A 15494-nucleotide genomic window follows, 5' to 3' on the forward strand; every position below is an offset into this window, starting at 1 on the left:
GGGTGGTGCCGGGAATCAGCGCGTGAGGTGCCGGGAGGCGCCGTCGCCGAACTTCAACGATCGCGCGTTGCCGATCTCGATGATCGTGCTCCATTATACGGGGATGCCGACCGCCGCGGAGGCGCTGGCGCGACTGCAGAATCCGGCGGCGGAAGTGTCGTGCCATTATTTCGTCGACGAGGACGGCACGATCACCCGGCTGGTTGACGACGACAGGCGTGCGTGGCACGCCGGCAAGGCGCATTGGCGCGGGGTGACCGACGTGAATTCGGCGTCGATCGGCATCGAGATCGTCAATCCCGGCCACGACCACGGCTATCGCGCCTTTCCCGAGCCGCAGGTGGAAGCGGTGATCCGGCTGGTCGCGCACCTGAAGGACGCCTACGAGATCACGCGCGGCAACATCGTCGGCCATTCCGACGTCGCGCCGGTGCGCAAGCGCGATCCGGGCGAGCTGTTCCCGTGGCATCGGCTGGCGCGGCTGCGGCTCGCTCTGCCGCGCCCGACCAAGAACCTGGTCGATCCGATGTGGGGCGAGGCGGCGTTCTGCCTGGCGCTGGAGCGGTTCGGCTATGACGTGAGCGACCGGATGGCGGCGATCATGGCCTTCCAGCGGCGGTTCCGCCCCGAGTTGATCGACGGCGAGATGGATGCCGAGTGCCGGATGATCCTGCTCGCCTTGCTGCTTCCCAAGCCGCAGGGGGACGAGTGAGTCCTTGCGCGCCTGACGGCGCGTAGGGGTACCGGCCCCGCTTCCCTAACGCGCAAAGGCGCGTTAAGGCGAAGACGCCAGAGGGCCGGGCGGCCGCGTCGCGCATCATGCGTGCCGAGGAAAGTCCGGGCTCCACGGAACAACGGTGGCGGGTAACGCCCGCCGGCCAAGGGCGCGAGCCCGCGGTCAGGGACAGTGCAACAGAGAGCAGACGGCGTGCGGCTTCGGCCCAATGCTTCGGCAGCGCCACGGTGAAAGGGTGCGGTAAGAGCGCACCGCGCGGCCGGTAACGGTCGCGGCACGGTAAACCCCACCGGGAGCAAGACCGAATAGGGGCGGCATGGCGGCGCTTGCGTCGCCGGGGTGTGTTCCCACCCGCTGCCCGGGTTGGTTGCTGGAGCGCGTCGGCAACGGCGCGCCGAGAGGAATGGTCGCCTATCCCCGCATGCGGGGTGGACAGAACCCGGCTTACAGGCCCTCTGGCAAATTACCGACGCGCTCGGTTGGCGCGGGCACCCGGCGTGCCTATGTGCCGCAGGAATGGCACGTACTCCGACCCGATCGAACGACTGGGGCTTTCCCCGCTGGCGCGGTTACGGCGCCAACCGCGAGGCGGCGACCGTGCGGCTGTGCGATCGCCACGGCTGCAACGAGCCGGGGAACTGCCCCGCGCCCAAGTCGCCCAACAGCCCGGAGCGCTGGTATTTCTGCCAGGCGCATGCCGCCGAATACAATCGCGGCTGGAATTATTTCGAGGGATTGTCGGCGGAAGAAGCCGCGCAGCGCGAGGCCGACGAGCGGCGCGATGCGGGCGGCTTCTCGCAGTCGAAGCATCAGGCGTGGGCCGGGTCGGGCGACGGCACGCGATCGCGCGACGAGCTGCGCGCGCTGGAGGTGCTGGAGCTGGATGTCGACGCCTCGTTCGAGGATGTTCGGCTGGCGTGGCGCCGGCTGGCGAAGTCGAACCACCCCGACGTGCGCCCCGGCGACAAGGACGCCGCGGCGCGTTTCCAGGCGATCCAGGCGGCGTACGACGTGCTGCGTGTCGCGGAGGAAGCGCGGACGTGGAAGCCGAAGGCCGACGCATGAAGGATCATGTGCGGGCCGGCTGGACGGGCGCGGTGCTGGTGTGCGGAAAGTGCTCCAAGAAGCTGGACGGCGGGTTCGGCGCGAAGGGGCGGGTGTCGCTCGCCAAGGCGTTGCGCGGCGAGGACGGCTTCGGCAAGGGGCGCAAGGCCGAGGTCGGCGTCGTCGAAGTGCGGTGCCTGGGGATCTGCCCCAAGAGAGCGGTGACGATCGTTGACAGCCGGACGCCGGGGCGGTGGCGGATCGTGCCGGCGGGGGCGGATGTCGAGGAGTTGGCGAGCGTGTTGAGGGGGTGACGCACGTCTCCTCCGTCATTCCCGCGAAGGCGGGAATCCAGACGCGCAGGTTTGTCGACAGAAGCGCGGAGGTCAGAGGTTCTGGATTCCCGCCTGCGCGGGAATGACGGGATGGGGGGACGGCGTTCACCGGCCCCCCCACCGCCCCTTACGCCAGCGGCATGTCCTTCAGCAGCTTGTCGAGCGTTAGCGGATAGTCGCGGATGCGGACGCCGCAGGCGTTGTAGACCGCGTTGGCGACCGCCGCCGCCGCGCCGCATAGCCCCAGCTCACCGACGCCCTTGGCCTTCATCGGCGACGTCTTGGTGTCGAGCGTGTCGAGGAACACCACCTCCTGATGCGGCACGTCGAGGTGGACGGGCACGTGATATTCGGCGAGGTCGTGGTTGACGAAATAGCCGAAGCGCGGGTCGACCACCGCGTCTTCCATCAGCGCCGCCCCGATCCCCATCGTCATGCCGCCGATCACCTGGCTGCGCGCCGAATTCGGGTTCAGGATGCGGCCCGCGTCATAACAGCCCGACATGCGGCGCACGCGGATCTCGCCGGTATAGGCGTTGACCGCCGCCTCGACGAAGTGCGCGCCGAAGGTCGCCTGTGCGTACTCCTTCTCCAGCGTGCCATATTCCATCGAGTCCTCGCCGCTGATCCCCTCATCGCGGGCCGCCTTGGCGAGATCCACCGAGCGGTTGCCGCTGGCGACCTTGCCGTCGGCGAAGGTCACGTCGTCGGAGTTGAAGCCGAGCTTCTGCGCGATGCGGCGGCGCAGGTCGACGCAGGCGGCATAGACGCCCGCGGTCGAGCTGTTCCCACCCCATTGGCCGCCCGACCCCGAGGACACCGGGAAGCGGCTGTCGCCCAGCAGCACGACGACCTTGTCGAGCGGCACGCCCAGCATCTCGGCGGCCGTCTGCGCGATGATCGTGTAGCTGCCGGTGCCGATGTCGGTCATGTCGGTGGCGACGGTGACGACGCCCTTGCGATCGACCCCGACGCGCGCGCCCGACTTCATGTTCATGTTGTTGCGGAAGGCGGCCGCCATGCCCATGCCGACCCACCAGTCGCCGTCGCGCACCTGCGCCGGCCTGGCATTGCGGCGCTCCCAGCCGAACGCTTTCGCGCCTTCCTCCAGGCAGCGGACGAGGTTGCGGTCGGAGAATTTGCGCTCCGGCTGCTCGGGATCAACCATCGTGTCGTTGATGACGCGGAAGCGCACCGGGTCCATGCCCAGCTTTTCCGCCATCTCGTCCATCGCGACTTCGAGCGCCATCATGCCGGGTGCCTCGCCCGGCGCGCGCATCGCATTCGCCTCGGGCAGGTCGAGGACCGCCAGATGCGTTTCGGTCAGCCGGTTGGCGCCGGCATAGAGCAATTGCGTCTGGTTGGCCGCCGTCTCCGGGCCGCCGCCCGGCAGGTCGCCCGACCATGTCTGGTGCGCGATCGCGGTGATCTTGCCCGCCTTGTCGGCGCCGATGCGGATGCGCTGGATCGTCGCCGGGCGATGCGTGGTGTTGTTCATCACCTGCGGCCGGGCGAGCGCGACCTTGACCGGGCGGCCCGCCGCCTTCGCCGCCAGCGCGGCCATGATCGCGTCGGAGCGAACCCACAATTTGCCGCCGAAGCCGCCGCCGACGTACGGCGACACGACACGGATGTTCTCCTTGGGGATCAGCAAGGTCTGGCTGATGTCGCGCACCGCCCAGGCGATCATCTGGTTGCTGGTCCACAGCGTCAGCTGGTCGCCGGTCCACGCGGCGATGGTCGCGTGCGGCTCCATCATCATGTGGCTCTGGTCGGGGGTGGTGTAGGTCGCGTCGAGCTTCACGGGGGCGCTGGCGAAGGCACCGGCGAAGTCGCCGCGCGCGGTCTTCATCTTGTCGCCCTTGGCGATCGGTGCGGAGTCCTTCACCGCGGCAAGCTCGTAGGTACCCTTCTCGCGCGCATAGTCGACGCGGACGCGCTTGGCCGCGTCGCGCGCGCGCTCGAAGGTGTCGGCGACGACGATCGCCACCGCCTGATCGTAATGCTCGACCATCGGGCCGGCGAGCATCGTGGCGGTGTGCGCCTTGGCCTTGCCGAGCTTCCCGGCATCCTCATGGGTGACGACCGCCAGCACGCCGGGCGCGCGGCGCGCGTCGGCGGTGTCGATGCGGGTGATGCGGCCCTTGGCGACCGCCGATCCGACGATCACGCCGTAAGCATGGTCGGGCGCGACATCGTTGCGTTCGAACGCGTACGGCGCGCTGCCGGTGACCTTCAGCGGGCCGTCGATGCGGTCGGTCGGGCGGCCGACGACCTTCAGCTGGTCGATCGGGTTGGCGCCGGCGGGGGTATCGAACTTCATGCTGCGCGTCCTTCGGCGAGCACCGCGGCCAGCGTACGCTCGACCAGCGGGATCTTGTAGGCATTCTGGGCGGTCGGGGTGGCGCCGGCGAGCGCGGCGGCGGCGATCGCCTTCGCGCCGCCGTCGATCCGCGTCTCGGCGGCGGCGACCCGCCACGGCTTGTGCGCGAGGCCGCCGAACGCGAAGCGCGGCGCTCCGCTGTCGGGCAGGACCGCCGCGACGGAGATCGTCGCGAACGCATAAGACGCGCGGTCGCGGACCTTGCGGTAGATGTGCGTGCCGCGCACGGGAGCGGGTAGCGTCACCGCGGTGATCATCTCGCCCGGCTTCAGCGCGGTCTCGATCCACGGCGTGTTGCCGGGCAGGCGGTGGAAGTCGGCGATCGGGATCGCGCGCCTGGCGCCCGCGCCGTCGATCGTCTCGACCGTGGCGTCGAGCGCGCGCATCGCCACTGCCATGTCGCTGGGGTGGGTGGCGATACAATCCTTGCTGGTGCCGATCACCGCGAGCGCGCGGCTGTAGCCGCCGAGCGCGGCACAGCCCGAGCCGGGCTTGCGTTTGTTGCACGCCTGGTTGGTGTCGTAGAAATACGGGCAGCGCGTCCGCTGGAGCAGATTGCCCGCGGTCGTCGCCTTGTTGCGCAACTGGCCCGAAGCGCCCGACAGGAGCGCGCGGCTGAGTACGCCGTAGTCGCGGCGCACGCGCGCGTCGGCGGCGAGCGCGGTGTTGCGGACCAGCGCGCCGATGCGCACGCCGCCGTCGGAGGTCGCCTCGATCGTGTCGAGCCCGAGGCGGTTGACGTCGACGAGATGCGTCGGCGCCTCGATCTGGAGCTTCATCAGGTCGAGCAGGTTGGTGCCGCCCGCGACGAATTTCGCGCCCGGCTTCGCGGCGACCGCCGCCGCTGCTGCCGCGGGGGAGGTGGCGCGTTCGTAGGTGAAGGGCTTCATGCCACGTCCTCCGCACCCGCGACATCGCCGATCGCGGCGACGATGTTCGAATACGCGGCGCAGCGGCAAATGTTGCCGCTCATCCGCTCGCGTACCTCCGCGCCGGTCAGCGCCGCTGTGGCGTTCAGATCGGTCGAGACATAGCTGGGCACGCCGTCCTTCACCTCCTGCAACATCGCCACCGCCGCCATGATCTGGCCGGGGGTGCAATAGCCGCATTGATAGCCGTCGTGGCGGACGAACGCGGCCTGCATCGGGTGGAGGTCGCCGGGCTTGCCCAGGCCCTCGATCGTGGTGATGCTGTCGCCGTCGTGCATCACCGCGAGCGTCAGGCAGGAATTGATGCGCTTGCCCTCGACCATCACCGTGCACGCGCCGCACTGACCGTGGTCGCAGCCCTTCTTGCTGCCGGTCAGGTTCAGATGCTCGCGCAGCACGTCGAGCAGGGTGACGCGCGGATCGAGGTTCAACTCGCGCTTCCGGCCGTTCACGGTGAACGTCACCGGGACGGTCGCCGCGGGTGCCTCGGGCGGCAGCGACTGCGCCTCGACGGGGAGGGCGGCGGTGGAAGCGGCGGCGGCGCCGCTGACGAGCGCCCCGCGGCGCGTGAGGCTGATTCCGTTCGTGTCGGTCATGTCGGTCCTGCTGAAGACGCGGGCAGGAACCCCGCGCTCGACGATCAAACGCCCCCGATCCATGTTATATCCGGGCGGCAACATATTGATACCCATGTAGCTGGCGAACGGCCAGCGCCTGTATTAACATTGATGTCAAGATAGCGGAGAGGATGGCGATGGCTTCGGTGGCGACGATGGGGTCCACGGGCATGGCGCCCGGCGAACGGGAGGCGCGCGTCGATCTAGCCGCCGCCTATCGGCTGGTCGCGCTCTACGGGTGGGACGATTTGATCTTCACGCACCTGTCCGCACGGGTGCCGGGGCCGGAGCACCATTTCCTCATCAATCCCTACGACATGATGTTCGAAGAGATCACCGCATCGTCGCTGGTGAAGATCGACGTCGACGGGCAGCCGGTCGGGCCGAGCGCGCATCCGGTCAACCCGGCCGGGTTCACGATCCATTCCGCGATCCACATGGCGCGCGACGACGCGCAGGCGGTGATGCACCTCCACACTCCGCACGGGCAGGCGGTGTCGGCGATGGCGTGCGGGCTGCTGCCGCATACGCAGACCGCGATGATCGCGGCGCATGACGTCGCCTATCACGACTACGAGGGGATCGCGACCGACCTGGAGGAGCGCGAGCGGCTGGTGGCGGACCTGGGCACGCGACATGCGATGATCCTGCGCAACCACGGCACGCTGACGGTGGGCGACAGCGTCGCGTCGTGCTTCCTGCGGCTGTATTTCCTGGAGCGCGCGTGCGAGGCGCAGGTGCTGATGCTTGCCGCCGGGCGGGATGGATTGAACACACCGCCACAGGGCGTGGAGGACAAGGTCGCGCGGCAGACGCCCGCCGCCGGCGTGGGGATGCTGGCGCGCGGGCTGGCGTGGCCGGCGCTGTTGCGCAAGCTCGACCGGATCGATCCGTCATACCGCGATTGACGCTTGGCGCGCATGTACGGGGTGCGGTACGGGAGCGCTAACAATCGATGGAGGGGATGATGGCGATGTGGCGCGTTCTGGCGGCGGTCTCGGGGGCGGCGGTGGCCGTGGCGGCGGCGGCGCAACCGGCGGCGCCGGCCCCGCGCTTCGCCCACATCTTCGCGGATCATGCGGTGGTGCAGCGCGATCGGCCGATCGCGGTGTGGGGGCAGGCGGCGGCGGGCGCGTCGGTGACGGTGCGGCTGGGCGAGCGCAGCGCCACCGCCACGGCCGATGCGACTGGTCGCTGGCGCGCGACGCTGCCCGCGATGGCGGCGGGCGGGCCCTATACGCTTGCCGTCGATGGCGGGCAGTCGCTGAGCGATATCATGATCGGCGACGTATTCCTGTGCGGCGGGCAGTCGAACATGGAGTTCATGGTCAAGCAATCGACCAATGCCTGGGGCGCGTTGCAGACGCCGGCCGACCCCGACCTGCGCTATGCCACGATCCCCGACACCACCCGCGCGGTGCCGCTCGCCGACCTGGAGGCGCCCGCCAAGTGGCAGCGCGTCGGCCCGGAGACGGTCGGGGACGCCTCGGCGGTCTGCTATTACATGGCGCGCGCGCTGCGGAAGAGCGAGAAGGTGCCGATCGGCTTCATCAATTCCGAATGGGGCGGAACGCGGATCGAAAGCTGGACCAGCCCGGCGGCGCTGGCCGCGATCCCGCGGCTGAAGGATGGCGTGGCCGCGGTGGCGATGTACGGCCGCGATCCCGCGAAGGCGGTCGCGCAGGACGGCGCTCGGCGCGAGGCGTGGTGGCGCGCGCACGATCCCGACGCCGCGAAGCAGGCGGCGTATCGCAACGCCGACTTCCGCGATGCCGGCTGGGCGACGCTGCCGGCGGGGGCATGGAAGGAAGCGGGGATCCCGGCGCTGGCGCAGTTCGAGGGCGCGATGTGGCTGCGCGCGACGCTCGACCTGAGCGCGGCGCAGGTCGCGGCGGCCAAGACGCTGCAGCTCGGGCCGATCGACCAATATGAGGATACATGGGTCAACGGCCGCTTCGTCGGCGGGGGCAGCGTCAACTGGGCGTGGCGACATTACGACGTGCCCGCGGGCACGCTGCACGCCGGGCGCAACGTCGTCGCGATCCGCGTGCTGGGCGGGGCGAACGGCGGCGGGCTGACCGGCGCGGCGCCGCGCGGGCTGGAGCTGGCCGACGGGACGTTGGTGCCGTTCAGCGGCGCGTGGCGCTACCGGCAGGGGCGCGCGATGACGGGCGAGACGATCGCGCCGGCGCCGTGGGACGTGCCCAACAGCCTGGCGACCCTGTACAACGGCATGATCGCGCCGCTCGCGCCGTACGGGCTGAAGCTGGCGGCGTGGTACCAGGGCGAGTCGAACGCAGGCGAGGCGGGGACGTATCGCGAGCTGATGACCACCCTGATGGCGGATTGGCGGCGGACGTTCGCGGCGCCGCAGCTGCCGTTCTTCGTCGTGCAGCTGACCTCCTACGGCAAGCCGTCGACCGCGCCGGGCGAGTCGGGCTGGGCGGCGTTGCGCGAGGCGCAGGCGCAGGCGGTGGCGCAGGATCGCAATGCCGGGCTGGCGGTGACGATCGACGTCGGCGACCGCTTCGACATCCACCCGACGCAGAAGACGGTAGTGGGCGAGCGGCTGGCGCGGCTGGCGCAGGTGATCGCATACGGGCACCCGGGGCTGCGCAGCGGGCCGGAGGTGGCGGGCGTTTCGCGACGTGGTGCGGACTTGGTGGTGCGCTATCGCAACGTCATCGGGGGGATGCATACCTATAGCGCGGGGCAGGCGATCGGGTTCGAGGCGTGCGCGGGTGATGCGTGCCGGTATGTGCCGGGCGAGGCGCGTGGCGATACAGTGGTGCTACCCGGGGCGAACGCGGGCGGCGTGACGAAGGTGCGCTATGCGTGGGCGGATGCACCGTTCACGAATTTGTTCGACGGGGCGGATCTGCCCGCGGCGCCGTTCGAGCGGGCGGTGGAATAGCGGCGGGCGCTTGGCTTGCAGCGGATCGGGTCTGTTTCCGCGCGTAGCGTGAGATTCGCGTAAACTGATCCGCTCATTCGTTCGTACTGAGCTTGTCAAAGTACGTGTTTCAAGCGGCCCGCCATTTACACGTGCTTCGACAGGCTCAGCACGAACGGTGTGGAGCTTGCGAGCAGCGCCTTAGTAGCGTCGGTAGTGTGCGCGCCTGACCGCAAGCCGCGCTTAGGATCGTGCCGGTGACTGTCGCGGGCGGGCGTGGTCGCGTCGGGCGTATGTCCAGCATAACCCGAAAACGAAAACGGCCCCGGCATCGCTGCCGGGGCCGTTCGCCTTGCTGCACGCAAAGGCGGAAGATCAGTCGCGGTCGCCGGTCAGGAAGGCCGGGGCGAACGCGGGCGCATCGCCCTCGTCCTTGCCGCCTTCGCTGCGCTCGCGACGCGGGCCGCGGCCCTCGCGCCGCGGGCCGCGGTCGCCGCCACGATCGCCGCCGCGATCACCACCCCGGTCGCCGCCGCGCCCGCCGCCCTCACGGCGGGGGCCGCGATCGCCACGGTCGCCGCGCGGCTCACGCGGTTCGCGCGCCGGGCGGGTGTCCTCCAGCTCGGCACCGGTTTCCTGGTCGACGACGCGCATCGACAGGCGGACCTTGCCGCGCGGGTCGATCTCGAGGACCTTGACCTTCACTTCCTGGCCCTCGGTCACGACGTCGCCCGGCTTCTCGACACGCTCGTTCTTCATTTCGCTGACGTGGACGAGGCCGTCCTTGCCACCCATGAAGTTCACGAACGCACCGAAGTCGACGATGTTGACGACCTTGCCGGTGTAGATCTTGCCGACCTCGGCCTCTTCGACCAGGCCCTTGATCCAGTTGATCGCGGCTTCGATCTGCGACGCGTCTGACGACGACACCTTGATGACGCCCTCGTCGTCGATGTCGACCTTCGCCCCGGTGGTGGCGACGATCTCGCGGATCACCTTGCCGCCGGTGCCGATCACTTCGCGGATCTTCGACTTGTCGATCGTGAACGTCTCGATGCGCGGCGCGTGCGCCGACAGTTCGGTCCGGGTCGAGTCGAGCGCCTTGGCCATTTCGCCCAGGATGTGCGCGCGGCCCTCATGCGCCTGCGCCAGCGCGACCTTCATGATCTCTTCGGTGATGCCCGCGATCTTGATGTCCATCTGAAGGCTGGTGATGCCTTCGCTGGTGCCCGCCACCTTGAAGTCCATGTCGCCGAGGTGATCCTCGTCGCCCAGGATGTCGGACAGGACCGCGAAATCCTTGCCCTCCAGGATCAACCCCATCGCGATGCCCGACACCGGGCGCTTCAGCGGCACGCCGGCGTCCATCATCGACAGCGAACCGCCGCAGACCGTCGCCATCGACGACGAGCCGTTCGACTCGGTGATGTCGCTGGTGACGCGGATCGTGTAGGGGAATTCCTCCTTCGACGGCAGCACCGGGTGCAGCGCGCGCCACGCCAGCTTGCCGTGGCCGACTTCGCGGCGACCCGGCGCGCCGAAGCGGCCCACTTCGCCGACCGAATAGGGCGGGAAGTTATAGTGTAGCATGAAGTGCTGGTACGACAGGCCGTTGAGGCCGTCGATCATCTGCTCCGCGTCGCGCGTGCCCAGCGTCGTGGTCGCGATCGTCTGCGTCTCGCCGCGGGTGAACAGCGCCGAGCCGTGCGCGCGCGGCAGGAAGTGAACCTCCGCCTCGATCGGACGGATCTGCGTCGTGGTGCGCCCGTCGATGCGGCGGCCGTCCTTCAGGATCGCGGTGCGGACGATCTCCGCCTCCAGCTTCTTGACCAGCTTGCCGGCGGCGAGCTGCTCCTGCGGCGTGCGGTCGGCCATCGCCGCCTTCGCCTTGGCGCGCGCCTCGCCCAGCGCGGTCTGACGCTGCTGCTTGTCGGTCAGCTTGTAGGCGGCGGTGATGTCCTTGCCGATCAGCTTCTTCAGCTCGGCCTTGACCGCCTTCTGGTCGTCGGCCTGCTTCAGCTCCCACGGATCCTTCGCGGCCTGTTCGGCGAGATCGATGATCGCGTCGATGATCTGGCGCGACGCCTTGTGCGCGAAGACGACGGCGCCGAGCATCACCTCTTCCGACAGCTCCTTGGCCTCGGATTCGACCATCATCACCGCGTCGTGCGTCGCGGCGACGACCAGGTCCAGGTCGCCCTCCAGCACCTCGGCATCGGTCGGGTTGAGCTGATACTCGCCGTCCTTGTAGCCGACGCGCGCCGCGCCGATCGGGCCCATGAAGGGCACCCCCGAGATCGTCAGCGCGGCCGACGCCGCGACCATCGCGACGATGTCCGGCTCGTTCTCGCCGTCATACGACAGCACCTGGCAGATGCAGTTGATCTCGTTGTAGAACCCTTCCGGGAACAACGGGCGGATCGGGCGGTCGATCAGGCGGCTGACCAGCGTCTCACGCTCGGTCGCGCCCCGCTCGCGCTTGAAGAAGCCGCCGGGGATGCGACCGCTGGCGGAGAACTTCTCCTGATAGTGGACGGTGAGCGGGAAGAAGTCCTGCCCTTCCTTCACGGTCTTGGCGGCGGTCACGGCGCACAGCACCACCGTTTCGCCGAGCGTCGCGATCACCGCGCCGTCGGCCTGGCGGGCGACCTTGCCCGTCTCCAGGGTCAGCGTCTTGCCGCCCCACTGGATTTCCACCTTCTTGGTATCGAACATATCATTTCCTTCACTCCCCGCGCCCGATGCGCGAGGGGCCTGCGTGCGGACCGAAATTGGTCCGGGAAGATCGGGCCGTATTGCCGTCCCTTCCATCCCGGCTCCAGCGGGCCGGGGAGGGCGCTTTCGCGCCGGTAGGCTGGACCCCGATTGCGTCCGGGGGATGACAAAAGGGGCGACCTTGCGGGCCGCCCCTTGTTGTTACTTGCGGAGGCCGAGCTTCGCGATGAGCGCCAGATAGCGGTCGCCGTCCTTCTTGCGGAGATAGTCGAGCAGCGAGCGCCGCTTGTTGACCATCATCAGCAGGCCGCGACGCGAATGGTTGTCCTTGGCGTGGCCCTTGAAGTGCTCGGTCAGGTTCTTGATCCGCTCCGTCAGGATCGCGACCTGGACTTCCGGCGACCCGGTATCGCCTTCGGCGCGGGCGTTGTCCTTGATGACTTCCTGACGGCGTTCAGCGGTAATCGACATGTGTTTTCCTACGACATCTTCTACAGGTTGAAGCCACGGACGACGCGGGCGGAGCCGTGCTCCACCTCCACCAGCGCGACGGGCGTCCCGTTCAGCATGGCGAAGGCCTGACCGTCGTCGGCGGCGATCCCGGCCAGCACACGCCCCTGTCGGAGCGCTCCTGCCTGGTCGGGGGTGAGTGCGAAAGCCGGGATGTCGTCCAGCCCTGCGCCCAGCGGCAGGAGAGAGTGTTCAAGGCTGCGCGCCTTAGCGATTTCGTCCAGTTTGTCCAGCGTAATCGCCTGATCGAGCGTGAACGGCCCCGCCTTCGTGCGGCGCAGATGGGTGACGTGCGCGACGGTGCCGAGCGCCAGCGCGATGTCGCGCGCGAGGCTGCGGATATAGGTGCCCTTCGAGACGTGCGCGGTGAGCGTCGCCTCTTGCAGCGGTTCGTCGCCGGGTGCGGTCGCCAGCGTCAACGCGTGGATCGTCACGTCGCGGCTCGCCAGCACCACGTCCTGGCCGGCGCGGGCCAGGTCGTAGGCGCGCTGGCCGTCGATCTTGAGCGCGGAATAAGCGGGCGGCACCTGCGCGATCGGGCCGGTGAAGCGGGGGAGGATCGCCTCCACTTGCGCGGCGGCGGGGCGGGCGTCGCTGGTCGCGATCACCGCGCCTTCGCGGTCGAGCGTGTCGGTCTGTTCGCCGAAGCGGATCGTGAAGTCATAGACCTTGTCGCTGTCGAGCATCCGCCCGGCGAGCTTCGTCGCCTCGCCGATCGCGATCGGCAGAACCCCGGTGGCCAGCGGGTCGAGCGTGCCGCCGTGCCCGACCTTCGCCTTGCCATAGCCGCCGGTGCGCAACGCGCGCTTCGCCGCCGATACGCCCTGCGTCGAGCCGAGTTCGAGCGGCTTGTCGAGGATCAGCCATCCGTGCAACGTCACGCGCCGATCGCCCCCGCCAGCGCGAGATACCATTCGGCGAGCGCCTGCGCGGGCGGCTGCACCAGCCGCTGGACGATGTTCGCGCCGGGGATCAGCGACGGGAGCACCAGCAGGAGCACGATCAGCAGCGGGAAGCCGAAGCGAGCGAGCGCGTCCCAGCGCTGCGCCAGTCGCTCGGGCAGCAGACCGGCCACCACGTGCCCGCCGTCGAACGGGGGCAGGGGGATGAGGTTGAAGATCGCCAGGAAGACGTTGATGATGACGAAGTTGAGGAGGTTGGCGGCGACGAACGCGGTCACGCTGCCCGGTGCGACGCCGTAGATGTCACGCGTGAACAGCCCCAGCAGCACCGCGCCGACCAGCGCCAGGATCAGGTTCGAGCCCGGGCCGGCGAGCGCGACCAGCATCATGTCGCGGCGCGGGTGCGGCAGGCGGCGCGCGTCCACCGGCACCGGCTTTGCCCAGCCGAACACCGGCGCCTTGGCGAGCGCGAGCAGCAGCGGGAGCGCGACGGTGCCGACCGGATCGACGTGGCGCAGCGGATTGAGCGACAGCCGCCGCTGCTCCTGCGCGGTCGGATCGCCGAGCGCGCGCGCGGCCAGGCCATGCGCCACTTCGTGAAAGACGATCGCGATGACGAGCGGAATGATCCAGATCGCCGCCGACCAGATGATGCCGTTCGGGTTCATGGTGGCGCAGATAGGCGCGGGGCGGGGGGATGGCTAGGTCGACCGTCGCAGGCGGCGGCCGTCAGCCGCGATCCAGCGCCGCGCTGAAATGCCGTCGACATAGCGCGACGTAGCGGTCGTTGCCGCCGATCTCGGTCTGGCGGCCCTCGGCTACCGGGCGGCCATCGGCATCGACGCGCAGGTTCATCGTGGCCTTGCGGCCGCAGTCGCAGACCGACTTGATCTCGATGAGTGCGTCGGCCAGCGCCAGCAGCCGGGCCGAGCCCTCGAACAGCGCGCCGCGGAAATCGGTGCGCAGGCCATACGCCAGCACCGGGATGCCGGCGCGATCCGCCAGCGCGGCGAGCTGGTCGACCTGCGCAGCCGTCAGGAACTGCGCCTCGTCGACCAGTACGCAGGCGAGCGGGGTGCCGGCGTGTCGCGCCAGCGCGCAGGCGGCGATGTCGGTATCCGCATCGAACATCGTCGCGGGCGCCGACAGGCCGATCCGCGACGCGATCGTGCCCGCGGCGAAGCGGTCGTCGACCGCGGCGGTGAACAGCATCGTGGCCATGCCGCGCTCGCGATAGTTGAAGTCGGCCTGCAGCAGGTTGGTCGACTTACCCGCGTTCATCGAGGCATAATAGAAATAGAGCTTCGCCATCAGGCGAGCGTCTCGATTGGCAGCGGCGGATCGCAAGCGATCCGCTCGATTGAGCGGTCGAATGTGACGAAGCACTCCGAGATATCGCGATTGACGATGAGGTGAATCATGTCGCCCCAATCCGCCCCGTCACGAAATCGGTCGATCGCCCAAGCAATGCCATCGCGATCGGATACGTGGACGCTGACCATCGTCAGCAGCGTCGACAAAGCGTCGGCGACGATGGCACGCTCAAGCTTGAGACGCTTTCCGAGGACCCAGCCAAGTTCGAGCCACACGGAAACCGACACCCAAACCGGCTCCCGCATCACGGTCGCGGCCAGCGCTGCCTGTCGCGCGTCATCCTGGAGGATGAGCCGTGCAAGAATATTGGTGTCGATCGCCTTCATGCTTCGTCTTCGGCGTCGGCGGACCACCCGAGCCGCTCCAGGGGCACTGGAGGACCGTCGTGCTGGTAGATACGTCGGAAGCGCGCGACTGCCTCGTCGATGCTGAGGTGCCCTTCTGAGCGGCGCGGCCGCAGCGTGATCGAATTGCCTGCTTCGACAACCTCCAGATCGAGGCCGGTTCGCCAGCCAAGCCGGTCACGCACCGCCTTCGGCACGACGACCTGACCCTTGCCGGACAATCTCGTAAAGGCATTCATACAGGTAAGATGCGTCTTACCTCACTCGCCGTCAAGATCGCGCGCCACCTCCGGCCGGCGCAGCAGCGCGTCGATGTGGCTGCCCTCGTCGAAGCTTTCGTCGGCGAGAAATTTCAGGCGCGCGGCATATTTCATCTTCACGCGGGTGGCGACCTCGCGTTGCAGATAGGCGGTGTTGGTACGCAGCGCCTTGAGCACCGCTTCCTCGTCGCGGCCGAGCAGCGGCTTCACGAAGACGGTGGCATGGCGCAGGTCCGGAGACATGCGCACTTCGGTGACGCTGACCATGTGGCTGGCGAGCGTCTCGTCATGCACGTCGCCGCGTTGCAGGATCTCCGACAGGATGTGGCGGACCTGCTCGCCGACGCGCAGGGTGCGGACGGATTTTTCTTGAGGTTGGTTCATTCTGCTCCCTCTCCCCTCTGGAGAGAGGGGGTGAGGTCTCACCGAGTGCAGCGCCTGGGGCTGCCCCT

At 68.9% G+C, this 15494-nt stretch carries 16 protein-coding genes and 1 other RNA gene; 6 read left to right on the top strand and 11 right to left on the bottom strand.

What is annotated here, in order from left to right; translation table 11 throughout:
* Window positions 1-79 precede the first annotated feature (79 nt).
* The 4 genes from J2Y58_RS14975 (at window position 80) to J2Y58_RS14990 (ending at window position 2094) form a co-directional block, all read left to right on the top strand.
* A complete protein-coding gene (locus J2Y58_RS14975; protein ID WP_405053113.1) occupies window positions 80-712 on the top strand; it encodes an N-acetylmuramoyl-L-alanine amidase in 633 nt (210 codons plus the stop codon).
* A gap of 77 nt (window positions 713-789) precedes the next feature.
* Window positions 790-1199, top strand: an RNA gene (rnpB, locus tag J2Y58_RS14980) — RNase P RNA component class A.
* Between the two features lie 53 nt (window positions 1200-1252).
* Window positions 1253-1801: a DnaJ domain-containing protein gene (locus J2Y58_RS14985; RefSeq protein ID WP_310104625.1), complete on the top strand. Its 549-nt coding sequence runs from the start codon at window positions 1253-1255 to the stop codon at window positions 1799-1801.
* Window positions 1798-2094, top strand: a complete 297-nt coding sequence (locus J2Y58_RS14990) for a (2Fe-2S) ferredoxin domain-containing protein (protein ID WP_310104628.1) — start codon at window positions 1798-1800, stop codon at window positions 2092-2094. The genes J2Y58_RS14985 and J2Y58_RS14990 overlap by 4 nt, the downstream gene beginning before the upstream one ends.
* Before the next feature lie 148 nt (window positions 2095-2242).
* On the opposite strand, the gene paoC is transcribed toward J2Y58_RS14990, so the two are convergent.
* Genes paoC through paoA form a run of 3 tightly spaced genes read right to left on the bottom strand, consistent with a single transcriptional unit; the run spans window position 2243 to window position 6023 of the window.
* On the bottom strand, window positions 2243-4438 hold the full coding sequence (gene paoC, locus J2Y58_RS14995; RefSeq protein WP_310104631.1) for an aldehyde oxidoreductase molybdenum-binding subunit PaoC: 2196 nt from the start codon (window positions 4436-4438) through the stop codon (window positions 2243-2245).
* Window positions 4435-5388 (bottom strand): xanthine dehydrogenase family protein subunit M, encoded by a 954-nt coding sequence (locus J2Y58_RS15000; protein WP_310104634.1) that lies wholly within the window; start codon window positions 5386-5388, stop codon window positions 4435-4437. Before J2Y58_RS15000 ends, paoC begins: the two co-directional genes overlap by 4 nt.
* Entirely contained in the window at window positions 5385-6023 is a 639-nt protein-coding gene (gene paoA, locus J2Y58_RS15005; RefSeq protein WP_310104637.1) for an aldehyde dehydrogenase iron-sulfur subunit PaoA, read from the bottom strand. The genes J2Y58_RS15000 and paoA overlap by 4 nt, the downstream gene beginning before the upstream one ends.
* 152 nt (window positions 6024-6175) lie before the next feature.
* Between paoA and J2Y58_RS15010 the strand changes: the two genes are divergently transcribed.
* Both J2Y58_RS15010 and J2Y58_RS15015 read left to right on the top strand, forming a co-directional pair.
* Window positions 6176-6952 (top strand): class II aldolase/adducin family protein, encoded by a 777-nt coding sequence (locus tag J2Y58_RS15010; protein WP_405053112.1) that lies wholly within the window; start codon window positions 6176-6178, stop codon window positions 6950-6952.
* Window positions 6953-7011: 59 nt separating this feature from the next.
* Entirely contained in the window at window positions 7012-8958 is a 1947-nt protein-coding gene (locus J2Y58_RS15015; protein WP_310104639.1) for a sialate O-acetylesterase, read from the top strand.
* A 354-nt stretch (window positions 8959-9312) separates the two neighbouring features.
* On the opposite strand, the gene pnp is transcribed toward J2Y58_RS15015, so the two are convergent.
* The 8 genes from pnp to rbfA form a co-directional block, all read right to left on the bottom strand.
* Window positions 9313-11652 carry a polyribonucleotide nucleotidyltransferase gene (gene pnp, locus J2Y58_RS15020; RefSeq protein ID WP_310104643.1) on the bottom strand — a complete coding sequence of 780 codons (2340 nt, stop codon included), beginning with the start codon at window positions 11650-11652 and terminating at the stop codon, window positions 9313-9315.
* 201 nt (window positions 11653-11853) lie between these two features.
* A complete protein-coding gene (gene rpsO, locus J2Y58_RS15025; protein ID WP_028966110.1) occupies window positions 11854-12123 on the bottom strand; it encodes a 30S ribosomal protein S15 in 270 nt (89 codons plus the stop codon).
* A gap of 20 nt (window positions 12124-12143) precedes the next feature.
* Window positions 12144-13076 (bottom strand): tRNA pseudouridine(55) synthase TruB, encoded by a 933-nt coding sequence (gene truB / locus J2Y58_RS15030; RefSeq protein WP_310104646.1) that lies wholly within the window; start codon window positions 13074-13076, stop codon window positions 12144-12146.
* Window positions 13040-13732 carry a site-2 protease family protein gene (locus J2Y58_RS15035; RefSeq protein WP_310104649.1) on the bottom strand — a complete coding sequence of 231 codons (693 nt, stop codon included), beginning with the start codon at window positions 13730-13732 and terminating at the stop codon, window positions 13040-13042. The genes truB and J2Y58_RS15035 overlap by 37 nt, the downstream gene beginning before the upstream one ends.
* Before the next feature lie 61 nt (window positions 13733-13793).
* A complete protein-coding gene (locus tag J2Y58_RS15040) occupies window positions 13794-14375 on the bottom strand; it encodes a thymidine kinase (protein ID WP_310104651.1) in 582 nt (193 codons plus the stop codon).
* A complete protein-coding gene (locus J2Y58_RS15045) occupies window positions 14375-14764 on the bottom strand; it encodes a type II toxin-antitoxin system VapC family toxin (RefSeq protein ID WP_310104654.1) in 390 nt (129 codons plus the stop codon). The genes J2Y58_RS15040 and J2Y58_RS15045 overlap by 1 nt, the downstream gene beginning before the upstream one ends.
* The gene (locus J2Y58_RS15050; protein WP_310104657.1) at window positions 14761-15021 is read right to left on the bottom strand and encodes an AbrB/MazE/SpoVT family DNA-binding domain-containing protein; all 261 of its coding nucleotides are present in this window, start codon (window positions 15019-15021) and stop codon (window positions 14761-14763) included. Before J2Y58_RS15050 ends, J2Y58_RS15045 begins: the two co-directional genes overlap by 4 nt.
* Window positions 15022-15042: 21 nt before the next feature.
* Window positions 15043-15426, bottom strand: coding sequence for a 30S ribosome-binding factor RbfA (gene rbfA, locus J2Y58_RS15055; RefSeq protein ID WP_310104660.1), 384 nt, complete (start codon window positions 15424-15426; stop codon window positions 15043-15045).
* Window positions 15427-15494: the final 68 nt, after the last annotated feature.

The organism is Sphingomonas sp. BE138 (assembly GCF_031456125.1).
Classification (GTDB): domain Bacteria; phylum Pseudomonadota; class Alphaproteobacteria; order Sphingomonadales; family Sphingomonadaceae; genus Sphingomonas.